Consider the following 21733-nt stretch of genomic DNA (forward strand, 5'->3'; position numbering starts at 1 on the left):
GGAGTTATTCAGAGCCTCTTAGAGTGCTTTTTCTCCTGAACTTTACTCATCCTGATCCCTGGTTCCACTGGATTCCATTAATTTAGCTATCAGGCGTGTCTCCTCAGAACTCTCCAGAACTATCTTTACCACTATTGTAAGAGGTACGGCAATCAGAGCACCTGCAGCTCCAAGTACGAAAGACCAGTAAAACAAAGACAGAAATACGATTGTTGGAGATAATTTAAGGCCTTTTCCTGCAAGGGACGGAAAAATAACGTTTTCTACGAGCGCATTGATAATGGTGATGCCGACAAGGACACCAAGGGCCCCTATAACCCCATATTTAAATAGACCAAGGAGCATGGGTGGAATGGCTGCCAGATAAAAGCCCAGATAAGGTATATACCCGAAAAGGAAAAAAAGGAGGCCCCAGAGGACAGCAAAATCTATGCCTCCAATAAACAGAAGTATGGCAGTTCCGATGCCTCCAAGCAAATTGGTCTCAGTCCTCAGGAGCATGTAGTTTATGACGGTTTTGCTCAACTCGGTAAACCGTGATATATGGGCTGGCTGATCTCCGGCTTCTTTTTTCACTCTCTCTTGCGTACCTGCAGCATCAAGAAGTAAAAACGTCGTCGTGATAACAATGAGTGCAATTGTTGATCCTGCATTTAAAGCTCCTGAAATAATATCTCCGGATATATTGAAAGCAAAAGTTGCAATATCGCGCAGTATCGATTCTACGGAAACACCAGCTTCAGGCAAATATATTGAAATACTGTTCAGGATGTTTGTCAGCTGGTTTTCATAGTTTGGAATCCTGCCACTGAGCTGCAGTAAAGAGCTTGCAAACAGAAATGCGGTGCCAACAAAAACAAAAATGAAAAAGAGGATCACCAGAAAAACGCTTATCTTTCCTGGAACTCTTTTTCTCATGAGCCAGCGAACCAGAGGGGCAAAGATTAGATAGGAAAATATAGAGAAAAAAACCGGCATGAGTATACTTGAAATTGCCTTCATGCCAAGCGTGAGCAGAACTGCTGCAGTACTGTAAATCAGAACTTTGGCTGGCGTTGAAATAGTACTCGTGTTCATATTTGCATTCCCAGACCTTTCTCTTGCTGCTAGTTTTCTTCTACAGTAATCCGGAGCAATGGTTCATGTACCAAGCTTTTACACCCGGATTCTGGGGGCAGTCATTCGAACTGCAGTCTCAATTCTGGATCCCAATCTACTTTTCACTGCAAATCTAACGGTTTTTGCCAGTCTTAGCCTGCCCATCCCTTTATTATGGCTGATTTAAGTTCACACCGGATCTGGCCGTAAAAATCAGGATTTCCGAATGCGAAGACCAAGAGCTACACCGATCCACAGGCTACTTCTTCCGGTTAATCTCCCCCACTGACACTTCTGCCCTGCTGTCCAGCTTTAGCTGTGCTGTTTCGGGGCAGTAGTCGTCATATAAACCAATGCACTTTCTCATTATACCCTGGATTCTTCTCCCCCTATCGAGAACTCCGAAGTTGAAAAGCATTTTCAATATTCTGTCGTAAAAGGTATGTAAATCCAAAAATATATAAACTAACCTATTAAATATTATTAAAAACGACCTCTATAAGCGTATTCTCATTATCGGATTTGTCTTCCATATTTCTGCGAATTCCCTGTGCTTGTAGCCCGGTAAACCTTAACAGTATGATCTGGTGATCTGCCAGTCTATATCTATTTATTGCCGCGCCATGATCATACGCATCTCAGCTTCCTTATCTTCGTATAACTTGCCACTTACGTCCACAGTCACTTTAAATATTTTGCCTGTGAACTTGAAAGGAGGCCTGTAATCAGGTGTAATTGGCGATGCAGGGGCTGAACCGCAGGTAAGCCCGCTGGTTATTCCAAGGGTAATTGGGATCGTTACGGGGATATCAGCCCTTGCAACTGATTTTCCGTCTATAAAGAGTTGAGCTATTCCAGGTGCGCCCTCACCTCTGGCAAAATCCGGCTTGCCTGTCACCTTGAATTCAAAGCTGAGCTGGTGGCGTCCCTCCGGGACATTCTCCGAGGATTCAAGATGATGAAGGCTCCTGGCTACATAATTGTATACATAGTGCAGCTTTCCGGCTTTTATATAGAATGAATAGCCGCCTCCGACAGTGCCATTGGCCAGCAGGACTCCTTCAGCACCTCCTTTCGGAATATCTACATGAGCAATAATAACGTGTGTGCGGTTGAGCACATTAACTGCCGCGCTTAAGATAACCGGCTCAGTTCCGGGATAATACGTGTATACCGATCTATCAGGTGCAGCGGAAGGGCGTTCTTCATTAAGGCGCTGCACCATACGGCTATCGATGGGCAGCACATTATATTTTCCAGCCTCCGTATACCAGATGGTAATCATCTCAATTAACTTGGACCTGTTCTCCTCTGCCACATTTTCGGTCTCTGTCCAATCTTTGTCCACATGGTAGAGCTCCCAGCTTTTTGCATCCAGCTCGACCAGCATATCTGCCGTGATCTGCGAGCCAAAGTCGTGTTCTGCTTCAGCAAATGAAGGACCTGGCCACGGACATACAGCGCGCCAACCATTGTGATACAGAGCACGGTTTCCTATCATCTCAAAGTACTGGGTGTGGTGTTTCGTAGGTGCACCGGCATTATCGAAGGTATGTGCAAAACTTACTCCTTCAATACTTGATTGAGTTATTCCCTTGATAGACTGCGGTGGCTCTATTCCCAGGCAATCCAGGACAGTTGGTACCATATCGATAGCATGGGCGTACTGGTTCCTGATCTCCCCTCTGGCTTTTATTCCCCTGGGCCAGTGAACAATAAAGGGAGTACTGACTCCGCCGCGATAGGTCTCTCGTTTCCAGCGGCGGAAAGGTGTATCTCCTGCCCATGCCCAGCCCCAGGCATAGTGGCTGAAGGTCTCCGGACCTCCCAGTTTATCCAGGTATTCAAGGCTCTCCTCCATCAGACCGGGCACATTGTTAAAGAACTGGTTCTCGTTGATTGTTCCCGTGGAACCGCCTTCGGCACTGGCTCCATTGTCCGAAATCACCATTATGAGTGTATTCTCAAACTCACCGGCTTCTCTCAGGAACTGTATTATCCTGCCTATATGGTAGTCAGTCTGCTCCAGGAATCCGGCATAAACCTCCATCATTCGAGAATGGATCTTCTTTTCATCGGGAGAGCACTCGTCCCAGTGCGGGACATCAGGATCATGGGAGGATAATCTGGCATCTTTCGGGACAACGCCCAGTTCTTTCTGCCGTGCAAACGTCTTTTCCCGATAAGCTTCCCAGCCGTCATCAAACCTGCCTTTATACTTATCTGCCCATTCTTTAGGAACATGATGAGGAGCATGCGTGGCTCCAGGGCAGTAGTACAGGAAAAAGGGCTTGTTTGGGTCAATCTGTTTGGTATTAGCAATGAACTGGATAGCCCTATCAGCCAGGTCCTCATTCAGGGTATATCCTTCATCGGGTGTCCTTGGAAGATCAATTACATAGTGATTGTCATAAACCAGCTCAGGATAATACTGGTTCGTGTCGCCCCCCATAAAGCCGTAAAAGCGTTCAAATCCCCTCCCCAGAGGCCAGTGGTCGTAAGGTCCTGTTGCCGAAACCTGTTCTAGAGGCGTTAAATGCCATTTTCCAAGAGCATATGTATTGTATCCACGCTCCAGAAGTATTTCCGACAAAAAACCGTTCTCAAAAGGTACATATCCGTTATAACCGGGAAAGCCTGTTGAATTATCGGCTACGGCAGCCATATTGTTTGAATGGTGATTTCGGCCGGTCAGTATGCACGTGCGCGATGGAGAGCACAGTGGAGTCGTGTGCATATTAGCATAGAGAAGACCTCCATCAGCCAGGCTATCCAGGTTTGGTGTGTGAATAGGGCTGCCGTAGCAACCGATTTGTCCAAATCCTGCGTCGTCCAGCACAATGAACAGCACATTGGGTGCACCATCTTTTGCTCGTCGCTGTACCGGCCAGGCCGGTTCTGATTCTTCTATTGTACGCCCTATTTTCCCTGTAAAAGGATATCCAGGCTTATACTCTTTTAATGGCATTTTCTCCCCTCCCGGTGTCCTGGTAATACTAAAATTCCCATTCTACAGAACTGCGAAATCTTCCCAAAACTCGCAGTTTTATATCATATTATTTCGTCACGGATATTATTTTATACATGACATTTTACTTTTGACGGTTTACTGATCTTAATTATATTGAATCGAGTTACTGAAATGCATTTATTTATTTATTTCCTGAAATTATTGCGACAACTGAAAGCTGTTGACCCGGTCTCCAGATCAGAAAAACCAACAACGATATTGTAAGTCGACAATTCAATATCACCGTCCTGCAGAGCTTTGTAAATTGCCGTGTTAAGCTGATCCAGAGAAACGCGAATATCCACATAATTTTCGATCCAGCACCTGACTTTGAACTTTACTCCTGACCCTGAAAACTCAAGCAAGAGTGCCTGTACCGGTTCTTCATGCATTATCCAGTCCTCCTGCATCAGGGCATTGAGGATAAGGTTTCGAACACATTCGATATCAGCGCCGTAGGATATGACTACATCGGTCTCGACACGGAACATCTTGCTGGGTGTGGAATAATTCGTAATAAGATCCCCGCCTATAACCGAGTTAGGGATTGCTACAAGGCGGTTATCTCTGGTAAGGACACGGGTCGACCTCCAGCCGACCTCTAACACGTCACCCCATGTGTCGAGCAGTTCAATTCGGATCCGATCCCCCACCCTGAAAGGGCGATCAATTAGAAGCACAATCCCTGATATGATATTGCTCAGAGCCGTCTGAGCCGCAAGGCCTAAAATAATACCTCCTATACCAAGCGCAGCAAGGGATGCGTTAATTGCAGCACCTGTGATCCCCAGGTGCTCAAGAAGCACAATGACAGCAAAAAGGCCTATGACCAGCAGTAGAGTGTTTCTCAAAGTTTGAATTACGCGCTTATCGATAACTTCACCATCTCCCCTGGGAAGGTGAGACAGGTAAAGGTCAGAAACGAGATTTATAATGCGAAAAATGATATAGACTGTCATAGCCCAGTAAAAAAAGAAAAAAAGCTTATCTAAAAATTCGGTATATGTGCTGATAAACTCGTCGAGCAACCTTATTACCGCTTGCAAACCCAGTAGAAAGATAATAATCAGAAGAAAACGTTGCAAAAGGTTAAGAATCAGGTTGTCAAGATCTGTCCTTGTTTTTCTGATTGCCGGCCACAACCACCGCTTAAGGATAAATCTGCTTATCAGTATGGCACCAAATGTGGCTACGAGAATAACTGCAATTTGCACAAACAACCTGCCAAACATCAGTATATTCTCAATATTTTCGATATTAACCACACATACCCCTTCCTTTTCCAGTAATTCTCCTGCCCTGAAGTCTCAAAGTACTCCATCTACCATAAAAATTCTACCTGTAAGTTTACAGTTTAATCAACCCTTTTCTTTCACAACCGGTTAAACTGTATTTAACTGGCTCGTGCTTTCAGTAACCTTTCATTCATGCTTTTTAGAATGACCCGGTCAAACATTCAACAGCAACAAGCTGAAGACAAAGACTATAGAGTCCGTGATCATAAACCCTGTAACTTTTCGTGATATTAAACAGAATACAAAAAGCAGTACTCTAAGGCACTTACAGAAGTTATGCTTTCATTAGCCATGGACTCTTTCCTTCTGTACAGCTGAAACGTTTAGCCTGATCCCCAATCCTTCGGATCAGAGGGCTGGCGAACCTCAGCTATATGGTTTTCCGCGTTAGCTGATTTAGAGCATAATTCCATGATTTTTCGAAAAATTTTTTCCAGGTTTTCTTTAAAGGCTTTCTTTAAATCTCATTAAGCAGGTCTCTTTTACAGCTTAAATCAAACAGGAGATCACCGTAGCATTGTTTCCTTCTTCTGTTACCTCTTTATTTGCTCTTCAAAACTATTGTTTAAGAAGTTACTTTTCACCCCAGGTGGGCTTTTTCCCCCTTTTTATGATGATGACCAATTTCCTGCGCAAAAACCATTAGCAATATAACGGCAACAATTGATATGAAAAAGATCATGATTGTAACATAAGGATCTTTGAAATTTAAACCTGCAATTGCCAGTGCTACCGAGATATTGCGCTGGGCAGTTCCGAAGCCTAACGCCTGTCTGTGTGATCTATCAGGATCTCCCAGAAAATAGCCAAGTGCATATGATCCAATCGTAAATATAATTCCGGCAAAGAGCGCATAGGTCTCAGTGATAATACGCAGCATGGCAGGTAAGTAAGCTAAAATGTAGGATATGATCAGAATAAGGAAGGCAAGATTACTCACTTCACCAATAAAAGGGCGCAGTTCCCCTGCCAGTTCATCGTACCTGGCACGGACCAGAAGACCAAGCGCCAGCGGGATAAGTATTATCTCAGCCATGGATTTAATAAGATCCCTGGTGCTGGTTTCGACTCCAGGGAAAAATATAGGGAAAACTACAGGCAAATAAAAAGTTGTTACAACCATCAGGAGTATCATCAGCCCCGATGCAAGAGCAATATCTCCTCTGGCTGCCTGGGTGAGCCTCAAGACGAAAGGAGACCCTGCAACGGTACCGAGAATAAAAAGCCCGATTGCCAGTGGTCGAGGAAGTGAGAAGACGTACAGCAAGATTTGTGCAAGTGCAGGTACAAGTATAAAATTTGCTACAAGCGTGAGAAGTACCAGCTTTACGTTATGCAATGGACCAAGAATCTGCCGAATCGTAAGAGAAAGCCCAGCTGAAAATGTGCTTGCCAGCACAAAAACCAGTGTAGCAATGTAACCGATGGTCTGGAAAAGGCTTGTGAAAGCTTCAATTTCAACCATGCTTCCAACCTTCTGTTCTCAATCATGTGCCATCTGGTCAAGCGCAGCCGCAATTGCCAGGATGAGTGCATTGTCCTGCCCTGGCTCAATCTCCACTCCATAGGTATCCCGTATGCGGAACCACCTTTTTGAGACTTCTGCAATTTTCCTTCCTTCAGACTCAATCTCGTATTCGTGGTCCAGGATATTTCCGCGAATTTCCATGTCAGGCCCGTCCGGAATTTCAACTTTCCATTTATCCCGCAAAATATTAATGAGATCTTTTTTGACTGTTGCAGCCAGGCCGTCATCTGCATTCTTGATATCCATCGTATCCCTGATCCGGAGTAGTTTTTCAGTAATTTTATAAAGGTCATTTCCCCGCAGATCTTTGAAAATCAGGGTGTTGCGGATGCGGAGAGCCTTTCCATCAACACGGAACACTCGCTCTCCAGTTTCATCCTCTATCCAGTAGTCGTCCCCGATGGAAACGAGTTTTTCATGCATCCTGTAGATATGCCCTTTCTCCTCTTTAGAGCCTCCACGGCCCCCAAATAATTTCATCAAAACCACTCCCTTTATTTGATCAGCCCTTTATTTGTTCATTTTTGATACTTTACCTCGAAGAAGTAACTTATTAATCCGATCAAAAAACATGGAAAACCAATGCTGATTCAATTTCAGCAGAGGAATTAAATTAATTAGCTGGCTGTGAAAATAAACTATTAATTTTAACAAATTATTAATTTTATATATTACTTTATATTTAAATGTCTGTCAACAGCATCAGCTATGAGTAACTTAATTTTTTAAATGAAATTATTCTTTCCAGATATTTTTCACAGGGCTTTCCTGTAAATCTCGATGATATCTTCTTTTGAGAGTTCTCTTGGATTTGTGAGGCGGCAAACGTCCTGCATGGCATTCTCAGCCAGAAGTTCGAGGTCTTCTTCCCTTGCCCCGAGCTCTTTCAGGCCTGAAGGGATCCCGATTTCTGCTGCAAGCTTCTTAATCGCTTCTATTGCTTTGTCTGCTGCTTCGTCCCTGCTCAATCCCTCAACTTTTTCTCCCATTGCCTTTGCGATATCTGCAAAACGTTCAGGAACGACCTGTTTGTTATACATTTCGACATAGGGAAGGAGGATTGCATTGCAGACCCCATGCGGGAGATCATAAAAACCTCCGAGCTGGTGGGCCATGGAATGAACATATCCAAGGCTTGCATTGTTAAAAGCAATGCCTGCAAGATATTCGGCATGAGCCATCATATCCCTTGCCCTTATATCCTCCCCGTGGATAACGGCTTCCGGCAGGTATCTCGAGATCAGCTCAATTGCTTTGATGGCAGCCGCATCAGTTGTTGGAGTAGCCATGGTCGAAACGTAAGCCTCGACTGCATGGGTCAGGGCGTCCATACCTGTTGAAGCCGTAAGTGCCGGTGGCATGCTGACCATCAGCTCCGGGTCGTTTACTGCTACGTCAGGTGTTATTCGCGGGTCAACAATGGCCATTTTAATGTGCCTGGCAGTATCAGTGATAATCGTGAAACTCGTCATTTCACTCGCGGTACCTGCGGTTGTGTTCACAGTAATTAGAGGAGGGATTCCTTTCGTAACTTTTCCCACGCCTTCGTACTCGTTGATTCTTCCCCCATTGTATACTATAATACCGATAGCCTTTGCACAGTCCATGGGGCTTCCTCCCCCTACGGCAACTATCATATTACAATCCTCTTTTCTGTAAATCTCTGCACCTTCCATTACTGAAGTATCAGTCGGGTTCGGGTCTGCTCCGGAAAAGATCGCCGCTTCCATGCCTGCTTTTTCAAGAATTTTGTGAATATCTATTGCAAGCTGTCCCCCGTGCCTGCTCTTGCCTGAGACTATCAGGGCTTTCGTAGCCCCAAGGTCTTTTGCATGCCTGCCGATTTCTTTTACACATCCGGGTCCCATAAGGGCTACTTTTGGGTTCAGGTAAGTGTATGTCCTGTTTCCTGCCATGTTTCTACTCCCCTGGTGACTTCTTTTATTTCTCCCCAATTTTTAATAAAAATGCAATATATTAATAGAATTGATTTTCCCCTGTAACTAATAAAGTTTTGCTCCGAAAAAGGATTTTTGAAAGCAGGAAAAAAGTTCCCGGAGCATAACGGGAAATCCCTTTTAGCAAACCTGTTTCTCATTCGCATCTTATTTTATTTCTATTGCTCGTATTTCCTGGCCTGCTAATGATAAGGAAATTTTATTCTACTTGATTTATATATTTTTCAGTAATCTACGTATAGATTCATTTGTTCGGTTTTAAGTGTCAATTGCACAGCAGCGGACAGCCTGCGTTATTGTTTTGTTTCATTCATTGACATCAACTTCAGGAGCGGATGAAGTAAGCAAGGAGAATTATCCATGAATCATACTATTGAGCTACTCGAACCAGCTACCAGAGAATTTGTAGAAAATGTCAACAAGCAGGGTGGAACGCCAATCTATGAGCTCTCCCCAGAAGAAGCTCGTAAAGTTCTTTCAGATTTGCAGGCTGCTGAGGTTGCAAAACTGCCTGCAGATATTGAAGATCTGAATATTCCAGTCGGTCCTGATGGAGAAGTTTCGATTAGAATACTGAGACCTGAAGGAAGTAAGGAAGACTTACCGGTTGTAATGTATTTTCATGGCGCCGGCTGGGTTCTCGGGGGCAAAGATACGCATGATCGATTGGTCAGGGAAATCGCCAATGGAGCTAACGTTGCAGTCGTATTTGTCAATTTCACACCAGCTCCTGAGGCAAAGTATCCTACACAGATCGAAGAGGCCTATGCTGCGACTAAATATATTGCTGAAAACGGAAAAGAACTCAGACTGGACAGCTCACGGCTTGCAGTTGCTGGAGATAGTGTAGGCGGTAATATGGTTGCAGCTGTCATGCTCCTGATAAAAGAGAGAGGTGGGCCCAAAATTAATTATCAGGTGCTTTTCTATCCTGTGACGGATGCTAACTTCGACACTCAGTCCTATCAGCACTATGCAACCGGCATCTGGCTTACCAGGGAAGCAATGAAGTGGTTCTGGGACAACTATTTGCCTGACAAAGAAGCAAGGAAGCAGCCGACAGCATCCCCGTTACAGGCATCTATCGAGCAGCTTAAGGGACAGCCTCCGGCTCTCATTATCACCGATGAAAATGATGTGCTCCGCGATGAAGGAGAAGCATATGCCCATAAGCTGATTCAGGCAGGAGTTAATGTTACAGCTGTCAGATATATGGGAACAATACATGATTTCGTGATGCTAAATCCACTTGCAGGCACGCCTGCAACCTGCAGTGCAGTCGGTCTGGCGAATGAGAATCTCAGATTCGCTTTTGCAGGAAAATCTTAATTCTGCAATTAGTTTAAAATTCGACTACACATAAAACAATGATTTTGGCATGTTATAAATAAAAATCCATAAACATATAAAAAAGGGCTTTGTCAGGATATAAAAACGAATTAGTAATTTAAAAATGGATCAACAATTTAAAAACGGGTTAACAATTTTCAAGAACGCAAGCCATTTTTTCCAAACGTACAGCTATTTAATAAATTAGCCCTAATCAAATATACATGAGTGGGGGCAGGTTTGGAGCAGATTTTCTTTCAACATATGAGGAAGGGATTAAAAGAGAATGGATTATAGGAAACGGGCTTGGAGGATATGCTTCCTCAACAATCATAGGGGCAGGGACAAGAACCTACCATGGACTGCTTGTAGCAACTCCTGAGAATTCCCCAGGAAGGCTTTTGCTGCTCTCTTCCCTTGACGAGGAAATATCTATTGACGAAGAACTTTATAGACTCGCAGTCCACAAATATCCGGATACTATCAGTCCAACAGGTTTCAGTTACCTGTCCGAATTCTCTCGTAACCCATTTCCTCAATGGGTTTACCAGCCAGGGGATTTTACAGTAAAGAAAAAAGTCTTTATGGTCCATAACAGTAACTCAACCTATATTCTCTATGATATCACATCCAGAAGGGAAGGAGCTTTACTGAGAATTTTTCCTCTGGTAAGCTCAAGGGACTTTAACCTTACTGCCCGCTCAGGTTACCTTTCTTTTTTCCAGAGAGCCGGAACTGAGAGAGTATACCTGTCAAGCTCTACAGGCTTTACTTTCCATATTTCATCCAGCCTTAAGTATCATCCTGAGCCTGTATGGTATTACAACCTGGAGTATGACGATGAGAGGCAGCGTGGGCTTAACTTCCAGGAGGATATCTTCAATCCCGGTTACTTTGAAAGCAAACTTGAACCCGGAACATCACGATTTTTTATCGCTGCTTCAACAGGAGATATTTCTTCTCTTACTCTCGAGAAAGTCGATAAACTCTATTTAAGGGAAGCAAACAGGCAGAATCTTCTTGCTCTTGATTCAAAGCTTTTAGAACCTTATGCTCTTAAGCTTCTCAAAGCGACCGATACTTTTGTAGTAAAAAACCGTTCTACAGGCGAAAATACCGTGATAGCCGGTTACCACTGGTATTCGGACTGGGGAAGGGATACCATGATCTCCCTGCCCGGCTTGCTTTTGATCCCTTACCGTTTTGAAGAGGCAAGGTCTACCCTTAACAATTTTGCCAGATACTGCAGGCGAGGTCTGGTTCCAAATACCTTCCCGGCTTTCGGAGGAGATCCTGTTTACAACACCGTAGACGCATCTCTCTGGTTCATCCATGCCCTTGACCGCTATTTTGCATATACGCAGGACTTCCTTTTCCTTTCGGATATCTGGGATACCGTAGACGAGATTATCAATTTTTACTGCGAAGGTACGGATTTCGGAATAGGCATGGATACCGATTTTCTTATCAGGCAGGGACCTCAACTGACCTGGATGGATGCTAAAATCGGGGAATGGGCAATTACCCCAAGGGCTGGAAAAGCCTGCGAGGTAAATGCTCTCTGGTACAGCGCCCTGAAGACGGCTTCTTATCTCGGGACACTGCTTGGTGAAGATGTTTCTACATATGAGACTCTTGCAGATAGGGTGGCTTCAAATTTTGAGAACGCTTTCTGGAACCAGGAAACTAACTGTCTTTTTGACCTTATATATCCGGACGAATTCGGAAACCAGGTTAAAGACCCTGCAATCCGTCCTAACCAGATTTTTGCAGTTTCACTACCCTATACCATGCTTTCCCCTGAAAAAGAAAAAGCGATTGTAGATAGAGTAGAAAAAGATCTACTCACTCCTTTCGGGCTCAGAAGCCTTTCAACCGATCACTTCCTGTACAAAGGACAATATCTGGGAGACGCCTTAAACAGGGATACAGCCTATCATAATGGGACAGTCTGGCCCTGGCTCCTTGGAGCCTTTGTAAAAGCCTACCTGAAAACTCACGACTATTCGAACGGCAGTATTGAGCGTATGAAATCTCTTCTTAAGGATTTTGACGAGCACCTTGAGACAGCAGGGATAGGAAATATTTCTGAAGTATTTGACGGGGATTACCCCCACGCTCCGGGAGGTACTGTTGCCCAGGCTTGGAGTGTTGCAGAAATTCTCAGGGCATATGTGGAGGATATACTTGGGATTAAGCCCTGAACAGGAGTTTATTTACAGTATTATTTCAAAGAGGATTGAGGGGATAGTATGACCTGGAAAGACCACGGAGAACTGTTTGTAAGATATAATAGAAATCCTATACTTACAATTGAAGATTGGCCTTACCAGGCTAATTCTGTTTTTAACCCTGCGGCCGCCATAGTTGACGGTGAAACTCTGTTACTGGTAAGGGTTGAAGACCACAGGGGCTTTTCTCATTTTACGATAGCCAGGAGTAAAAATGGGATCGATAACTGGGAAATTGACAGTCAACCAACGTTCTTTCCTGAGCCTGTAAAATATCCTGAAGAGATGTACGGCATTGAGGACCCGCGCATAACTTATATGGAAGAGCTGGAAAAATGGGCCGTGGCGTACACGGCTTTTTCGGATTCGGGCCCTCTGCCTGCTCTTGCCCTTACAGAGGATTTTAAAACTTTTGAAAGATTGGGTCCAACACTGCCACCTGACAACAAGGACGCTGCTATCTTTCCGGTAAGCTTTAACGGAAAATGGGCAATGCTCCACAGACCTGCGCCTACTTATCACAGTTTGAAAGCAAATATCTGGATCTCTTTTTCTACAGATATGAAATCCTGGGGATGGCATCAGGTTCTATTTTACGCCCGGGAAGGGGGATGGTGGGATGCGTACAAGATAGGTTTATCCCCGCAGCCAATGCGCACATCCGAGGGATGGCTGATTATGTACCACGGAGTTCGCCAGACAACGCCTAAAATAAGTTACAGGCTTGGATTAGCCCTTCTTGACCTGGAAGACCCGAGAAAGGTGCTCCGCAGGTCGGAAGGCTGGGTTTTCGGGCCCCATGAAAGCTACGAGCGCAGCGGTGATGTCAATGATGTTGTTTTCCCCTGCGGCTGGATTGTGGTTGGTGACGAGATTCGCATCTATTATGGAGGCGCAGATACGTCCGTATCCCTGGCAAGCGCAAAAATGAGTGATATTATGCGCTATATCCTTGAGTGCCCTGAGGAGCAGTGTCCGGACGAATACTGCAGATTTTTTGAGGGGCACAGAGGCAGATATATTGATCCAAAAGAAGGCTAAATCAGGAATTAAGTTGAGATTATTTACCAAGATTTATATACAGAAGAGCAATATTTAAGGACAATAATGGGATTATACTATGCAGCAAGCCTTTTCACTAAAATAGCCTGGAACATCGAGAAGAAAACTGACACTAACTTAAAAAGTTGAGATGAAGATATTTTGACTATTTGTGGGCTGCATATACTCTGATCTACTCATTAAACAGATAAGTTTATAAACCGTCGATAGTATTGGAACAGAAAAAGTCATTATTTAAGACACCACCTCTGAGATGATATTAATGGATCCAATCGAAAAAATCTTCGGAAAAACCGCACAGATGACAGTGCTCAAAAACCTGATAGAAAACAAGAACGAACCAACTTACCTTTCAGGAATAGCTGAAGCAACCGGCCTATCCCACTCCAGCGTATCAAGAGTTATTACACCTCTTGTCGAGTCAGGCGTTGTCCTGGAAAAGCCGCTTGGAAAACAGATCCGAACTTTCCAGCTAAACACCGAAAGTGAGGCAGCAAACCTTATTGTAGATTTCTACAACAAGATCAACCAGCTAGTAGAATAAGTTTAAAAAGAGCATGGAAAGTTTAATTAGGGTTATACAGATTCACCCGAACCTGTAGATTTACCGAAACTTATAGATCTACTGTTCTCTTTCCGGCTTTACACAGGACCCGGACCTGCACGTTTCAGGTTCGGAGTATCTTTTCACTATTTTTCCAATACTTAAATAAGAATATACATCTTTAAAAATGTTTTATGCAAATGGAATATAATCGTTCTCATGTACCTTATAGACACTTTTTTGCTTGCCAACCATACCTTGTAAGATACCGTTTTTTTGAGGTTTATGATATACATATCCTCCGGGCTTCCATTCATAGGGATATAACTCGTGATTCTGGAAAAGAGCGACTGATGTGGATCTGAATCTTCTGTTGTCTTCTGTTATCAGCCCATTTTAAACTAAACTGACTATTAAAATCTATATTCGCCTTCTTGAGAAGATTAATAGATTAGAAAGAAACATTGGATAACTTAATTTCCGGAAATTAAATTATTATAAAACAACATTCTTACCAGTATCCTGGGGGAGAATGTGGTCAGGGAAATGAATCTATCTGAGCAGGATACAAAATCCGAATACTGCAATTTTAACCGGAAAAAAAGCAGGATAATTTTTGTTTTTCTTGCTCTTTTCATAGTATCATGGTCGGTTCTTCTCAGTTTGTATACTCCTGAACAGATAGTAGAAATGATAGGTATACAAAACATTTACATTTTTGTCTTTATTCTGGCAATTACTGTTGGCGTATCCGTATTTACTACCACTCTGTTTTATACATCCCTGGTTGCAATATCCCTGGGCGGAGTTAATCTGGTATGGATTTCTTTTCTTGCAAGCGTAGGTCTTCTTTCCGGGGATCTGGTATTTTATTATCTGTCTAAAGCAGGCAGCAGGTGCGTTCCGAAAGAATATGAAGGCATAGTAGTTCGCCTATTGGAATGGACTAAACAGTACAATGACAATAAAATTATCCTGCTGATTTTCTTTTATTCTGCTGCACCTCTTCCAAGCGATGCAATTTCAATTTTCCTTGGAATAATATCTTTCCCAATTCGAAAAATGGTCCTGCCATTAGTTCTTGGAAAATTCATAAATATACTTGTTCTTCTGGAACTTGCAGCGATTGGATACGGCTTTTTCTGATCGGAATAGAGGTAAATTATATTATTGATCAGGGAAAGTAATAACATAATGGTTAACATACTGGGTGCTAGGGAGAGAGGAAGAGGGCCTCTGCAGCTGGACATAGGCATAGTTTTATCAGGTCTTGGAGGGAATTCCAGTCAGGATAGAGACCAATTCAACGGCCTTGTTTCCTTTTTTGGTGTCGATTTCGGGCTCTATATCGGGCCGTCATATAACCCGTTCAGGACCGTTGGACCCAGTATCGGCATTGGTGTGGTCATAGGGTCTAACGGCTTCCTGGCTGCAAAATTGGGCATACACTTCAGAAGGGCATTTGGTTTAGGTATGCTTTTTCCTATAGTTCCTATCTATGGTGTTACCGGAGCAGGCTTTTTAGCCGCGCTGCCTGTTTCGGAAGGGGCTAAAGCTGCAGCAACCCTTCCATTGCTGATAGTGCCGGCAGCTGTCATATATCAGGAAGAACTCAAAAAACTGCACAGGCGTGGAACAGGAATTTTAACAAAATTGAGATCTTATATTTCAGGAAAATAAGTGTTTCATAACATTGTTTTGATCTGCTTCGGATATTGAATTTCAATATGACACCAGTTTTAAGAGGCTCAATCATTTAAGAGGCTCAATCATTTAAGAGGCTCAATCATTTATAGACTTGCATAAAATAGCTTGGGGAGATAACAGCTTGGGGAGATCCACTTGCCTGATGAAATGACCGAATTGCCTGGGGAAGAGACTACTGCCAGTGCCCCAAAAGCTCAACCGCCTGCGCCTGCAAGTAGGCGAAATACCTGGCTAAGAGTGTTAATATCTGCAACAACTTTTTATATTCTCTTGCTATTAGCATTGCTGCTGACTGGCAATCCCAACCTGTTTCCCAGCCTGGTGATGGTAGGAAACTTTACGGTCCCTGTTGCATATGTCGCATTCTTATACGAGCGCAAGAGTTTTAGCCGCCTGAGAATGCCTACAGTCTCCCTGGCTTTTCTGTACGGCGGGCTTGTGGGTATTATCGCTACTTCTTTTATAGGACCGTTATTTCCAATCCAGTTTGATTTCGGCGGGGTTCTGGCAGTAGGGCTAATTGAGGAATTTGCCAAGATCCTGGGTGTGGTGGTGATCGCACGCCGCAGGCAGCATGTCTCGGAGATGGACGGTTTGATCCTGGGAGCTGCAGTGGGGATGGGATTTGCTGCCCTGGAAAGCACGGGTTATGCCTTTACCGCTTTCCTGCTGAGTTCCGGTAGCATTTCGGCAACAGTAGAAGTGACCTTATTCCGGGGTTTGCTTTCTCCACTGGGGCACGGGACCTGGACTGCAATTTTAGCCGGTGTACTGTTCCGTGAGAGTAAGGACTGCTGCTTCCGAATTAATCTGAAAGTGATTGGCGCATACCTGTTTGTTTCCATTCTGCACTCAATGTGGAACGGGATGTCCCTGGTTCTCACTCCATTTATCGGTCTGGGATTAGGCGCGGTTACAACCTGGGCTGTGGTTGGTTTTATCGGATTGTACGTGCTCTGGCTGCGCTGGCGAGAAGCGGTCAGGCTACAAACTGCTTTACCGCCGGAAGCAAGGGATGTATAAATGGATTTACTTTAAGCCTTATGTTTAAAGCTTCATGAAAAAGACGATCATTTAAAAACGGCAAATTTTTCATGCTGAAAAATGAGCAATTAACTTATTGTTTTAAAAAATAAGAGAAAAATGTCCAGGTTTTCAAATTTTCAGGCAAATAAAAGCCCCCGTTAACTGTAAAATGATTTTATTTTCAGGAGAAATTTAATGTAAATGCCGGGCTGTAACCGGCCTGAGCATTTCAAGAATAGGCAGGAAAGAATATTTTCCATACTATGCATACCTTTTACGCATGTACCGCCTCTTTAAAGAGATTAGAGAGTTTTTTCGTCCACACGCCAGGGCTGCCATTTCCAATAATGCGGCCGTCAATCCTGGTGACAGGAATCAGTTCTGCCCCTGTGCCTGTCAGGAAACATTCATCTGCAGTATAAAGGTCATACTGCGTTAAATGGGTCTCCCTGACTTCCATTCCGGCTTTTTTGGAAATTTCCATCACAAAATTGCGGGTTATCCCTTCGAGTGCGCTGTCTGTAAGGCAGGGAGTGTAAAGAATTCCGTTCGACACTGTAAATATATTGTCGCCGGTACATTCTGCAACATAGCCTTCCCGTGTAAGCATCACAGCCTCCATGCATCCGGACTGTGCGGCTTCTATTTTCGCAAGAGCATTGTTCAGGTAATTGAGCGATTTGATCCGGACATCGAAACAATCCGGGCTTATCCGTCTAAGACTCGATGTGATAACCGGAATGCCTTCTTCATAATATTTTTCGGGGTAGAGCTGGATATCTCCTACAATGATAACCACAGAGGCCTTTTTACAGAGGAACGGATTTACTCCAAGGTCCCCTTCGCCCCGTGAAACCACAAGCCGGATGTAGCCGTTTGTTTTCTGATTGCGTCTGACGGCTTCTTCCACGTCCTTTTTAATTCATCCCTGGTTAATGGAATTTCAAGCATCAGTGCCCTTGCGCTTTTATATAGTCTGTCCAGGTGTTCTTCAAGTTTGAAAATTTTCCCCGAATAGATCCTGATTCCTTCAAAGGCTCCATCACCATAAAGGAATCCATGGTCGAATACGGACACTTTTGCGTTTTCTTTTTCATAATATTTTCCATCAATGTAAACCTGCATTTAGACATCCCCGCGAGGATAAATATAGTGTAAGTTTAAGTATTTTTCTCAAGGTTTCTTCAATTATTCCTTTTATGTTTTCATTTTAGTATTTTTATATTACGACTTATACTCGCAGGTAATTATTTCTATTAAGGCTCTGGTTTTTTCCAACTTTTCAGATCTTCCTCATCCGGTTAAAACAGTTTTAATTCTTCTTCAGGAAATCAGCACCCTTGAGCGAGCCTGTCTATGTATTAAAAAAGATAACGCTCAAACGGCAGGCAGATTACTAACATAAATTCAAGCCCGTAGAAGCCATATTAGGAAAGGACTCGGGTATTTCTCCCTATATTAGTCCAGTTCGATCAAATTATGTACTAATAATAAGGCTGCGACTTCGTTTAAGGTCAATCTGAGTTCAGATTTTCCCTGGAATAACTCATCATGGATTTCAATTAAATACCTTTTATTCGGTGGGATGTACCAGTAGGGATGTGATAAAACCCCATTTTCATAGATTAAAGATAATTCCTCTATTTTATCCAGGACACTCTTTCGGTTCATAATTCCTTCTTATAAAATTTTTATCTTCCTTAATTTTTTTATTGAAAATACTTTTAATGTTAGAACCCTGGATTTTCCGATTTCCGGATTTTTGGTTTTCCGGATTTTTGGTTTTCCGGATTTTTAGTTTTCCGGATTTTTAATTTTCCAGGTTTTTGAGTTGCCAGGTTTCCGGGTTATTGAGCTGCCAGGTTTCCGAGTTTCCAGGTTTTTCTCATGATATTATTTTATTAGATCCTTTATATAATCTTCTAAATACATTATCGTTTCTTATTTCGCTTTAAACAAAAATAAGACAAAACCTCTTCTTTCAAATTTTTAAATATATTAAGTAAAAAAATAGCCGGTCCAATTACTGAAGTCAATAACATAAGGTTTTTTCAAATCCAAATATAGCTCATAGATGATGCGATAACGATTTCACCTGCTGGCACGAATTCACATACTGGCAGCAAATGTCCATTAATTCCGGTTTTGCCTCCATATCCAACTTTATATTACCGCTACTCAGGTCTGCCAGATCACCGGTGAAAACATATTCTGGAAGGCAAAGGGACATTACAGGGGAAAAATATTAATAAAGATATGTGCTATTTATAATGTTAAAAATTTCGAGAGGTCCCAGAAAAAATTACCGGGAGATCTTCCACATGAAGCGAAAATTCCAATCAGGAAATAACTATCTAGTTTTGTATGACTGCGGTGCTGCCATTCTGCATTATGGAGATTCTTCTCCTATTAAATGTGATTATTATGAAAATGGAGACCTTCTAACTCTCAGGATAGAAGGGGATACAATGCAAATGATAGTAGAAGAAGGGGGCATCAGCTCGATCATGGGCGACAGATGGAAGGAAGTTTATCCTTTTGAAGTTGCAGTATGAAATGCTTGCAAAGCTATTCCAGGCGGTTTTGACTCGATCTTTAATTCCAATATTTGAACTTATTTATGCAGCTACTGAGGAATAATTGATTATAAGCAAGATTGTTTTTTTATACTAATTCTGGCTTTTATAACAGTCCTGCTTTTTATAGCAGTCCTGCCTTTTGTAGCAGTCTTGCTTTTTAAGCAAGTAATTTTTTAGTAATTCCCTGTTTATTATGCACCGAATCTAATGATAAACTCAGTTCCTTTATTCCTTTTTAGCTCGACTTCACCATATAATTGATCTACCAGAGTATTTACGAGTTGAAGGCCAAGGGTTTCCGGATTCTTAAAATTGATATTTTCAGGAACTCCAATTCCATTATCAGAGACGATAAGAGTATACCTGGTATTTTTTTCTGGAAATGAATCTATATCATTCTCTTTTACAACCTCTTCGCTCAGGAGATTAATTCTTATTTCTCCTGTTTTACTGCCTGGAAACGCATACTTGAGGGAATTGGATATCAGTTCATTAACAACCATTCCTAACGGGACTGCGGTATCCATATCAAAGAAAATTCCCTCCTCCAGGTCCATTTTCAGGTCGATATCCATATTCCCGAGTCTGTAAGTTCTGAGAAAGTTTTCGACGAGTCTCTCCAGATATAAAGAAAAATCAAGTTTATCGGTTTCTTCGCCTTCATAAAGTTCTTCATGAATTATAGAGATTGATTGAACCCTGTTCTGGCTTTCTTTGAAGGATTCAAAGACCTCTGAACTCTCTATATGTTCTCTATCACTGAACTTTTCAGCTTGAAGGTCAAGCAAAGAGGAAATAACCTGCAGGTTATTTTTTATCCTGTGGTGAATTTCCTTCTGGCGGGCGGTTTCGAGATCTACCAGAGCCTTCTCGGTTCTTTTACGCTCTGTAATGTCCTGAACCGTTCCTCTTAGCTGAACAGGAATGTTCTTGTCATCAAAAACAACTTTGATTTCTTCATGAACTATTCGCTCCTCCCCGTTATTCATAATTGTTCTATAATCGATGCCTGAGAGTTTTCCCTTTAAAGCCTTTCCTGTTGCCTTACACAGGTATTCCCGGTCATCAGGATGTACACGGGTTAAAAATAGATCATAATTTACGCCAGCTTGTTGAGGTTCAAATCCAAAAATACGATAAGCTTCATCAGACCAGTATATCTCATTAGTTGCAAGGTTTCTATACCAGTTTCCGATATGAGCCATTTCTTGAGCTTCAGCCAGACTTTTTTCGCTTTCTTTCAATGAGTTGTAAGATCTCTCGAGCTCTTCTGTACGTTCTTTGACTTTTTCTTCGAGAGTACTGTATGCTTCTTTCAGGGCTATTTCAACCCTCTTTCTTTCGGTGAGGAGTTCGGTGATGTCACGTACGACAGACACCGATCCGATAATACTACCATCAATATCTCTAACTGGCGAGGCATTTACCTGACGGTACCGTAACTCATTGCTCGCCGGAGTTCGAATAATTTCTTCCTGGTTTCTGACCACTTCTCCTTTAAGCGCTCGCAGTGGGGGAGCCTCATCAACAGGACGGGGGCTGCCGTCAGGACGATAAATTTCGAGGCCTGATGCCATTTTTTCTATACATATCCCTTTGGAGGCCAGGCCGAATTCTTTAAGTGCTGATTGATTTGCCAGGACAAAATTCTTATTTGTATCTGCAAACCAGATCTCATCAGGTATACTGTTTATAAGGGCTGATAGTTTATTTTTTTCCGCCTGAACAGAATCCAGTAATGACTGTTTCTCTTCTACTTTCTGGCATCCGGTAATATCTTTTAAGAGGACAGCAACCTTTCGGCTGTATTCACCCCCAATACGTGAGGCGTAGACCTCAAGCCATCTGTTTGCATTCTCGTCCTTTTCCTCAAACCTGACCGGGTCGCCAGTCAAAGCTACCCGACCGAACCTCTTAATCCAGTGATTCCCTGTGTTATAAAATACTTCATGTGCCCTCTTGCCTTCGATATCCCTGAGTCCTGTTATCTTTTCCTGTGGCCGGTTTGCTTCAAGGATCCAGTAGTCTGCAGGCTTCCCATCCTCATCAAATATCATCTCTATAATCAAAAAGCCTTCATCAATCGAATTGAACAGGGTCCGGTATTTTTCCTCAGACCTGCGCACGGCTTCCTCTGCTTGCTTGCGCTCGATAACCTCGGCACGTAAATCCTGGCTGGTTTTTTCTAATTTAGAGATCTGTTCCCGTACCAGAAACTCCAGTTCTTCCTTATTTAAAAGGTTGGAAATAGTCATATTCCCCACTCCCCCAAAGCAGGGCACTGGTATTTTTTAATCTCATTTTTTGACTTTTTTAGTGAGATTAATATGGAAGTGATCCTGACAGCCCCAGGTAATCCTGCCTGA

General features: G+C 42.9%; 17 protein-coding genes and 1 pseudogene. 8 read left to right on the top strand and 10 right to left on the bottom strand.

Going from position 1 to position 21733, the window contains the following annotated elements; all coding sequences use genetic code 11:
- Positions 1 to 42: 42 nt before the first annotated feature.
- From RSJ42_RS08015 to RSJ42_RS08045, 7 genes are all read right to left on the bottom strand, one after another.
- The gene (locus RSJ42_RS08015) at positions 43 to 1077 is read right to left on the bottom strand and encodes an AI-2E family transporter (RefSeq protein WP_410510046.1); all 1035 of its coding nucleotides are present in this window, start codon (positions 1075 to 1077) and stop codon (positions 43 to 45) included.
- Positions 1078 to 1357: 280 nt separating this feature from the next.
- The gene (locus tag RSJ42_RS08020) at positions 1358 to 1552 is read right to left on the bottom strand and encodes a hypothetical protein (protein ID WP_410510047.1); all 195 of its coding nucleotides are present in this window, start codon (positions 1550 to 1552) and stop codon (positions 1358 to 1360) included.
- A gap of 156 nt (positions 1553 to 1708) precedes the next feature.
- Positions 1709 to 4066 carry an arylsulfatase gene (locus tag RSJ42_RS08025; protein WP_410510048.1) on the bottom strand — a complete coding sequence of 786 codons (2358 nt, stop codon included), beginning with the start codon at positions 4064 to 4066 and terminating at the stop codon, positions 1709 to 1711.
- Positions 4067 to 4254: 188 nt separating this feature from the next.
- Complete coding sequence (locus RSJ42_RS08030) at positions 4255 to 5373, bottom strand: mechanosensitive ion channel family protein (protein WP_410510049.1); 1119 nt, start codon at positions 5371 to 5373, stop codon at positions 4255 to 4257.
- Between the two features lie 610 nt (positions 5374 to 5983).
- On the bottom strand, positions 5984 to 6868 hold the full coding sequence (locus RSJ42_RS08035) for a bile acid:sodium symporter family protein (protein ID WP_410510050.1): 885 nt from the start codon (positions 6866 to 6868) through the stop codon (positions 5984 to 5986).
- An 18-nt stretch (positions 6869 to 6886) separates the two neighbouring features.
- Positions 6887 to 7411: an LURP-one-related/scramblase family protein gene (locus RSJ42_RS08040; RefSeq protein ID WP_410510051.1), complete on the bottom strand. Its 525-nt coding sequence runs from the start codon at positions 7409 to 7411 to the stop codon at positions 6887 to 6889.
- 275 nt (positions 7412 to 7686) lie between these two features.
- The gene (locus RSJ42_RS08045) at positions 7687 to 8847 is read right to left on the bottom strand and encodes an iron-containing alcohol dehydrogenase (protein WP_410510052.1); all 1161 of its coding nucleotides are present in this window, start codon (positions 8845 to 8847) and stop codon (positions 7687 to 7689) included.
- Positions 8848 to 9249: 402 nt separating this feature from the next.
- Between RSJ42_RS08045 and RSJ42_RS08050 the strand changes: the two genes are divergently transcribed.
- The 7 genes from RSJ42_RS08050 (at position 9250) to RSJ42_RS08080 (ending at position 16785) form a co-directional block, all read left to right on the top strand.
- On the top strand, positions 9250 to 10218 hold the full coding sequence (locus RSJ42_RS08050; RefSeq protein ID WP_410510053.1) for an alpha/beta hydrolase: 969 nt from the start codon (positions 9250 to 9252) through the stop codon (positions 10216 to 10218).
- A gap of 224 nt (positions 10219 to 10442) precedes the next feature.
- On the top strand, positions 10443 to 12422 hold the full coding sequence (locus RSJ42_RS08055; protein ID WP_410510054.1) for an amylo-alpha-1,6-glucosidase: 1980 nt from the start codon (positions 10443 to 10445) through the stop codon (positions 12420 to 12422).
- A gap of 48 nt (positions 12423 to 12470) precedes the next feature.
- On the top strand, positions 12471 to 13490 hold the full coding sequence (locus RSJ42_RS08060; protein ID WP_410510055.1) for a glycosidase: 1020 nt from the start codon (positions 12471 to 12473) through the stop codon (positions 13488 to 13490).
- 283 nt (positions 13491 to 13773) lie between these two features.
- A complete protein-coding gene (locus RSJ42_RS08065) occupies positions 13774 to 14055 on the top strand; it encodes a MarR family transcriptional regulator (protein WP_410510056.1) in 282 nt (93 codons plus the stop codon).
- Between the two features lie 534 nt (positions 14056 to 14589).
- The gene (locus tag RSJ42_RS08070; protein WP_410510057.1) at positions 14590 to 15201 is read left to right on the top strand and encodes a hypothetical protein; all 612 of its coding nucleotides are present in this window, start codon (positions 14590 to 14592) and stop codon (positions 15199 to 15201) included.
- 48 nt (positions 15202 to 15249) lie between these two features.
- Positions 15250 to 15735 (top strand): hypothetical protein, encoded by a 486-nt coding sequence (locus tag RSJ42_RS08075; RefSeq protein ID WP_410510058.1) that lies wholly within the window; start codon positions 15250 to 15252, stop codon positions 15733 to 15735.
- Positions 15736 to 15897: 162 nt separating this feature from the next.
- Positions 15898 to 16785: a PrsW family intramembrane metalloprotease gene (locus RSJ42_RS08080; RefSeq protein ID WP_410510059.1), complete on the top strand. Its 888-nt coding sequence runs from the start codon at positions 15898 to 15900 to the stop codon at positions 16783 to 16785.
- 277 nt (positions 16786 to 17062) lie between these two features.
- Here RSJ42_RS08080 and ilvE read toward each other — a convergent pair.
- Positions 17063 to 17913, bottom strand: a pseudogene (ilvE, locus tag RSJ42_RS08085) (branched-chain-amino-acid transaminase).
- A 333-nt stretch (positions 17914 to 18246) separates the two neighbouring features.
- Positions 18247 to 18459 (bottom strand): hypothetical protein, encoded by a 213-nt coding sequence (locus RSJ42_RS08090; protein WP_410510060.1) that lies wholly within the window; start codon positions 18457 to 18459, stop codon positions 18247 to 18249.
- 650 nt (positions 18460 to 19109) lie between these two features.
- On the opposite strand from RSJ42_RS08090, the gene RSJ42_RS08095 reads away from it, so the two are divergent.
- The gene (locus RSJ42_RS08095; protein ID WP_410510061.1) at positions 19110 to 19343 is read left to right on the top strand and encodes a hypothetical protein; all 234 of its coding nucleotides are present in this window, start codon (positions 19110 to 19112) and stop codon (positions 19341 to 19343) included.
- A gap of 215 nt (positions 19344 to 19558) precedes the next feature.
- Here RSJ42_RS08095 and RSJ42_RS08100 read toward each other — a convergent pair whose 3' ends face one another.
- Positions 19559 to 21622 carry a histidine kinase dimerization/phosphoacceptor domain -containing protein gene (locus RSJ42_RS08100; RefSeq protein ID WP_410510062.1) on the bottom strand — a complete coding sequence of 688 codons (2064 nt, stop codon included), beginning with the start codon at positions 21620 to 21622 and terminating at the stop codon, positions 19559 to 19561.
- Positions 21623 to 21733: the final 111 nt, after the last annotated feature.

This window comes from Methanosarcina hadiensis, assembly GCF_046529725.1.
Taxonomy (GTDB): Archaea; Halobacteriota; Methanosarcinia; order Methanosarcinales; family Methanosarcinaceae; genus Methanosarcina; species Methanosarcina hadiensis.